Raw genomic sequence first — 3,544 nt, 5'->3', positions numbered from 1 at the left:
GAAAACGCTCTCGCACTATTTGATCAAAGTCGCCCGGCTCGGCGGTTATCTCGCCCGCGCCAGCGATCCGCCACCCGGCAATACCGTCATGTGGCGCGGGCTGTCACGCCTCACCGACATAGCGCTAGGTGTCGTGGTCGGAGGAGAATTTGTGGGTAATTGAAAGTTGGCGACGTTCACGTTGGGGCTTGGGACATCAGTCATGATGACCTCCTCAGTTGATGAGGCCGGTCATTTTCGGGCGAGCAACCTTTTGAACCTACGTCGGCTTATAGACAATTGCAGGCGTACTTTGGTCCTATTGGTTGGCCGGGTGGATGCAAATGACCCGTTGCGGACCAGAGGCATCGCTCTATTGGCGCGCCGTCAACGCGACCACCAATCCAAGCAGCAACAGCAAAATGGTGAGGGGATACAGCTGAACAAGCTTCGTCTCAAGCGGAATAGGTGTTTCAAAGTTGTCGAGGTCGAACTTGAACGGGATCTCGGAGAAGTTTAGCCCGAAGTTCGGCTCGTATTTCCTGCAAATATAAGCCAACAGGTCATTCACGAGGAAATAGAACTCGATGAAAATGATCGTGGGCGGGAGGTACAACCCCGTCGCAGAACTCAGTATTTGCAACGTCCGGCTCCATTGCATCCCAAAGATGCCGCCTAAGACCATGATCAACAGCAATGCCGTCAAGATTGCAGCGCAGACCGCCACGAGGACAATTTTTAGCAGCGTTCTCATGCGCCGTACGTCCTCGTTCAAAGAGGCAGCATCCATCGGTTGTACAGGAACGAGAGCTAACCTTCGGTAAACTGCCAGCCGCAGTTCCGCTGCTGGCCCGTAGCTGCCTCGCCCGACCATTCAACGACCGTCTCCTTTCAGGTGGAGAGCGGATTAGGGCTGTGAAGTCTCTACGCTTCAGCATGTGACCCAATGGCCGACATCGCTGTGTTGAGCTATATTGGCGCAGGAGCCAACGTCACTTCGCGATCATCAGGATGAGTCATCAAGGACGGTGGGAGGTCGGCGCTAGTGCGCCCGAGGTGTACCAACCGTAATACTGACAGGACCTGTTCCTCGAAACCGGGCGACCGCGTGATCGGCGTTGCTAGGAGGACGGAGGTAAGCCTCGTCTCCATCCTCTATTCTAGGGAGGCATCAACAGCAGGGAGCTAACATCATGCGCACATTTGGAGCTGTATGTTTCTCATTATTGCTGTCAGCAATTCCTGCTACTGCAGCAGATCAAAATCTCAAGGAGGAAATTGGGAAGATGGCTTCAGCATACGAGCAGCACTTCAACAAACAAGATGCTGCCGGGATTACGGCACTTTATACGAAGAACTACCTGCGTGTTACTCAGAATGGAATTGAGCCCGATAATACCAAGTTTTATGAGGACGGTTTCAAAGCTGGACTTAATCGCCTCGAGGTAAAGGTGACCGAAGTTCAGCCATTGTCAGAAAACATGGCTCTGTCAACTGGCGAAGCTCACATTACTGGAAAGAGTGAGAAAGGCGATCCCCTAGAAATAAACGCGATTTGGACTGCTCTTGATGTTCGTGAGAATGGGCAATGGAAAATTCGTATGCTGACGTCGGCTCCTAAGGCACCGCCGCCGCAGCCGCAACAAGCGGGGACCACGGCGACTACAACGGGGAACGCGCCGAGTGGAAAATAGCGCCTACCCGAGAGAAGTTCGTCGTGACCGGCTTTCGCGCCCAAACGGGCGGAGGCAGCAACTGAAACGTAGGTCTGTCGGCCACGGAAGCCGACTCGCGTCCTCTCGAAAAATGACGGGATAGCGCGGCTCCTTGATCGGACCGAGGATCAGCTTTTAGTGAAGACCGGACTGCAGCAAGTACAGCCCTGCAGGACCGAGTCTGGCCCTACGCGACGAAATGCGCCTATCACCTCCATGCCACCGGAGCTGATAGAGATCGGGCGAAAACTGGCGCGGTTGACCCTAAACGGAAATCGGGCGTCGCCTGATCGGATTCACAAAATCGCGCTCAATGTCGTTGCGACAAGATGCATGGTTTGCTCCCTAAATCGTGCGGGCCGTTCGCCACACGGGGTCAAGCTGAAGAATCCGGTTTCGTCTTGGAAGGATGTGCAGAGGACTCACTCGTTCAGAGATGAGCACGCGGCAATAGCCATCCCATGATCTTCTGATACGGATCGCGACGACTGCGAATGAATGCGTTCTCGTTCTGCTGAGCGGCGGTCCTGGCGAATTCAGAAATCCCCTCCAAAGACTGGCGTTTATCCTTCGGAAGCTTCGCCCATTGGCGAATGATCTTCCGGCGGGCTTCGCGTTGCTTTTCCCTTATGTCAGGCATCTGGAAGCTCCTTGAAGAGGATTATTCCGATCGACCTAGTATTGTTTGGGCTCACTAGAACTTCAACGTCCAATCAAGAACTCTTAGCCCCTCTGATCGTGAAGCTCTATACACGGGAGCCAGTCTCATATTGGCTTTACAGGCCCGCCGCCCTAGAATTGCGGCGATCGCAGGACGGGCGAAATGCAGTATGTTTGCGACGCACCGAAGGGCAAGACCTGGTTCCGTATCGAGACGGAAGGTGAAGCGATGCATGAGTCGCGCCTGATGGACCACACAGTTGAGAAATATTTCCGCCGCGAGCGGGAGAAGGCAGTCCAGTCCTGGCGTCCCGAGCGGCCCAACGCGATCGAGCGCGACATCGGCCTCGAGGCCCATGTACAGCGAGAGATGCCGCTTTTCCTCACGCTGCGCGACAGGGAGGGCAATGCACTGACTACAGCGATGCTGCCACCCGGCGGCAAGGATCGCGGCGGGTTCCGGATCATCATCGTTGCCGCATCCAATGCCGATCCCTATCCTCAGCAAGACGCGGCCATCGCTGCACTGGGAGCACATTTCGGTCTCGCACTCGATCGCAATCGCTGCTTCCCCTACGGCCGCTAAGGAGCCTGACAAGTACCGCCGCTTGATTGAGCGATGTCGGCTCATGGACCCATAGCTGTCTCGACCGAAAGCGCTCTCCAAGGCCGCCCACGAAATTTTGCGAAATGCGGGTGGACGGTCGCTGCAGGAGTGCAAGCCTTTAGCTGATAATCTCCCTGGCCTTGATGCCGCGCAAGGTCTCGATGCAGTCAGCTACCAAATGCAAGAGCTCTTGCCGCTTTATGCTCTTCACCTGACGACCTTCCATATTGATTAGTATGTATCTCGCCATGTCGTAGGCGACTTCAAACTGCGATTTGCCGGTAACCTCGACATTGATTCTTTCAGCCATTTCGCTCCCCGCTAGTTATAATTGGAAAGCAGGAGCCTATTGGAAAGCGCGTGGCCAAGTCGAGTCTGTCTTCCTTTGCGGTTAGATCATATCGGCCTGAAGGTCCGCTGGCGCTGCAACCTCGAAATGCAGAGCATTAAACTAGTCCGCTTTTGGCCGATTCTGTTGAAAAAGGCAGCTGTTGCGACGCAGAGATATCAGTGATTCAGTCTGTCTAATTGGCAGGACTGAAGATCATGATGGGGCATCGGCAAGTCGAACAGACCGCGTTGT

General features: G+C 54.7%; 5 protein-coding genes and 1 pseudogene. 3 read left to right on the top strand and 3 right to left on the bottom strand.

Features of this window, described 5'->3' with window-relative positions:
* Positions 1-163 (top strand): annotated as a pseudogene (locus IVA87_RS29760) (IS4 family transposase); the annotation flags it as partial.
* A gap of 189 nt (positions 164-352) precedes the next feature.
* On the opposite strand, the gene IVA87_RS29755 reads toward IVA87_RS29760, so the two are convergent.
* Entirely contained in the window at positions 353-853 is a 501-nt protein-coding gene (locus IVA87_RS29755) for a hypothetical protein (RefSeq protein ID WP_247336495.1), read from the bottom strand.
* 319 nt (positions 854-1,172) lie between these two features.
* Between IVA87_RS29755 and IVA87_RS29750 the strand changes: the two genes are divergently transcribed.
* The gene (locus IVA87_RS29750; protein WP_247280385.1) at positions 1,173-1,673 is read left to right on the top strand and encodes a nuclear transport factor 2 family protein; all 501 of its coding nucleotides are present in this window, start codon (positions 1,173-1,175) and stop codon (positions 1,671-1,673) included.
* A gap of 451 nt (positions 1,674-2,124) precedes the next feature.
* On the opposite strand, the gene IVA87_RS29745 is transcribed toward IVA87_RS29750, so the two are convergent.
* Entirely contained in the window at positions 2,125-2,334 is a 210-nt protein-coding gene (locus IVA87_RS29745) for a hypothetical protein (protein WP_247280384.1), read from the bottom strand.
* Positions 2,335-2,517: 183 nt separating this feature from the next.
* On the opposite strand from IVA87_RS29745, the gene IVA87_RS29740 reads away from it, so the two are divergent.
* A complete protein-coding gene (locus IVA87_RS29740; RefSeq protein WP_247336491.1) occupies positions 2,518-2,940 on the top strand; it encodes a hypothetical protein in 423 nt (140 codons plus the stop codon).
* 139 nt (positions 2,941-3,079) lie between these two features.
* Here IVA87_RS29740 and IVA87_RS29735 read toward each other — a convergent pair whose 3' ends face one another.
* Complete coding sequence (locus tag IVA87_RS29735; protein WP_247336487.1) at positions 3,080-3,271, bottom strand: hypothetical protein; 192 nt, start codon at positions 3,269-3,271, stop codon at positions 3,080-3,082.
* Positions 3,272-3,544: the final 273 nt, after the last annotated feature.

It is taken from the genome of Bradyrhizobium sp. 147 (assembly GCF_023073935.1).
Classification (GTDB): Bacteria; Pseudomonadota; Alphaproteobacteria; order Rhizobiales; family Xanthobacteraceae; genus Bradyrhizobium.
This window is presented reverse-complemented; position numbering and strand designations above follow the sequence as displayed.

Bases quoted from the DNA above. Each gene is read 5' to 3' on its own strand.
- IVA87_RS29740 (WP_247336491.1), top strand. From the start codon at position 2,518: ATGCAGTATGTTTGCGACGCACCGAAGGGCAAGACCTGGTTCCGTATC.
- IVA87_RS29745 (WP_247280384.1), bottom strand. From the start codon at position 2,334: ATGCCTGACATAAGGGAAAAGCAACGCGAAGCCCGCCGGAAGATCATT.
- IVA87_RS29755 (WP_247336495.1), bottom strand. From the start codon at position 853: ATGGTCGGGCGAGGCAGCTACGGGCCAGCAGCGGAACTGCGGCTGGCA.
- IVA87_RS29750 (WP_247280385.1), top strand. From the start codon at position 1,173: ATGCGCACATTTGGAGCTGTATGTTTCTCATTATTGCTGTCAGCAATT.
- IVA87_RS29735 (WP_247336487.1), bottom strand. From the start codon at position 3,271: ATGGCTGAAAGAATCAATGTCGAGGTTACCGGCAAATCGCAGTTTGAA.